Origin of the sequence: Chitinophaga sp., assembly GCF_035564935.1 — a bacterium.
Taxonomy (GTDB): Bacteria; Bacteroidota; Bacteroidia; order Chitinophagales; family Chitinophagaceae; genus Chitinophaga.
Genome location: NZ_DATMTE010000525.1, coordinates 1 through 1,743, shown reverse-complemented (window position 1 = coordinate 1,743; position 1,743 = coordinate 1). Strand labels below are relative to the sequence as shown.

General features: G+C 42.8%; 3 protein-coding genes. 1 reads left to right on the top strand and 2 read right to left on the bottom strand.

The features are described 5' to 3' along the window. Nucleotides 1-849, top strand: an 849-nt coding sequence (ispE, locus tag VN105_RS13385; protein ID WP_325641663.1) for a 4-(cytidine 5'-diphospho)-2-C-methyl-D-erythritol kinase, incomplete at its 5' end; no start/stop codon positions are given. A 3-nt stretch (nt 850-852) separates the two neighbouring features. Here the strand turns inward: ispE and rplT are convergent. Both rplT and rpmI read right to left on the bottom strand, forming a co-directional pair. Continuing rightward, nucleotides 853-1,197, bottom strand: a complete 345-nt coding sequence (gene rplT, locus VN105_RS13380; protein WP_078673350.1) for a 50S ribosomal protein L20 — start codon at nt 1,195-1,197, stop codon at nt 853-855. 49 nt (nt 1,198-1,246) lie between these two features. Further along, nucleotides 1,247-1,444 (bottom strand): 50S ribosomal protein L35, encoded by a 198-nt coding sequence (rpmI, locus tag VN105_RS13375; RefSeq protein ID WP_079471802.1) that lies wholly within the window; start codon nt 1,442-1,444, stop codon nt 1,247-1,249. Nucleotides 1,445-1,743: the final 299 nt, after the last annotated feature.

Below are 1,743 nucleotides of genomic sequence, written 5' to 3'. Positions count from 1 at the left end.
ACACAGGGGGCTGCTGGATTGCTGTGCAATAAACAATACATGATTGTATTTCCCAACTGTAAAATAAACCTGGGTTTACATATTACCCGGAAACGCCCGGATGGTTTTCACGACCTGGAAACCGTATTCTATCCCCTGCCTGTTAATGATGCGCTGGAGGTGATTACACATACACAACTGCAATTTGAAAGCAGTGGTATCCCGGTACCGGGTAATGCGGCCGACAATCTCTGTTTAAAGGCGTTTCAGCTGTTGCAATCCGATTTCCCCCATCTTCCACCCGTAAGCATTCATTTATTTAAAAATATACCCATTGGCGCCGGCCTTGGCGGCGGTTCTGCAGATGCGGCTTTTATGCTGCAGCTCCTCAACCAAAAGTTTCAGCTGGATCTTAAGGAAACAGCGCTGGTCAATTATGCCGCACAACTGGGGAGCGACTGTCCCTTTTTTATTGCGAACCGGCCTTGTTACGCCACAGGACGGGGAGAAATGATGGAGGAGATAACGCTGGACCTTTCCGGTTACTCGTTTATGCTGGTACACCCGGGTATTCATGTAAATACCGGCTGGGCATTTAAGCAATTAACACCCGGTGCCCCTGCCTATTCGCTGAGGGAAGTGATACAAACGCGGGTGGAATTATGGAAAGATGTATTGACGAACGATTTTGAGCTCCCTGTATTCCAGGTGCATCCTGTACTGGGCGCCATTAAGCAGCAAATGTATTCATCAGGGGCCCTGTATGCTGCTATGAGTGGCAGCGGTTCAGCAGTGTTTGGGATTTTCCCTAAAAACAAAATAGCTGGCATCGTGTGGGATGCCAGCTACCGGGTATTTACTATCAGGTAAGTCTTACTTTACAGAAGCTACCAGTGCTTTAAATGTTTCTGGTTCATTCATAGCCAGATCAGCCAGAACTTTTCTGTTCAGGTCGATATTCTTACCGGCTAATTTGTTCATAAACACAGAATAGGTCAGCCCTTCTGCTCTAACAGCAGCGTTGATACGGGCGATCCACAGCTGGCGATAGTTTCTTTTCTTTAATTTACGGCCAACATAGCTATAAGTAAGTCCTTTTTCAAGAACGTTCTTCGCTACGGTGTACACATTTTTTCTTTTACCGTAGAAGCCTTTGGCTTGCTTTAAGATCCTTTTTCTCCGGGCTCTTGAAGCTACGGCATTAACTGAACGAGGCATTTGCTTTGTTTTTTTCTCAGGTTATAAAATTCGATTCTTTTGACAGATACTAGCGCATTCCGAGCATTCTCTTAACCAGGTTAAGATTTGCTTCGTGAACCAGCGTACTACCTCTTAAGCTACGTTTTCTTTTCGTAGATTTTTTAGTCAGTAAGTGGCTTTTGAAGGCCATGAACCGCTTAATCTGTCCGTTCCCACCAACCTTGAACGTTTTCTTGGCACGGGAATGTGTCTTTACTTTGGGCATCTTACATCAAATTTGGTCTGCAAAGGTATGAAAATAATTGAATAAAGCACAGTCTCCCGTAAATAATTCAACTCCTCCCCTCAATGTGGATAACTTTCCTGATATTTTTTTACCTCCTTTAAGCAATTGACAATCAATTTTTCGCTAACCCATCTTCCCAACTTATCTGGCACATATTCATATTACAAATAATAACACTTTTTTTATTTCACCATATTATATCTAATTTTAATCTTATTTTAATTACATATTTTAGCCATACCATGTATAAATACCTGACGCCTATGAAACCATTTTAC

What these genes read in the sequence shown, in the direction of transcription:
- rplT (WP_078673350.1), bottom strand. Translation starts at nt 1,197, where the DNA reads ATGCCTCGTTCAGTTAATGCCGTAGCTTCAAGAGCCCGGAGAAAAAGG.
- rpmI (WP_079471802.1), bottom strand. Translation starts at nt 1,444, where the DNA reads ATGCCCAAAGTAAAGACACATTCCCGTGCCAAGAAAACGTTCAAGGTT.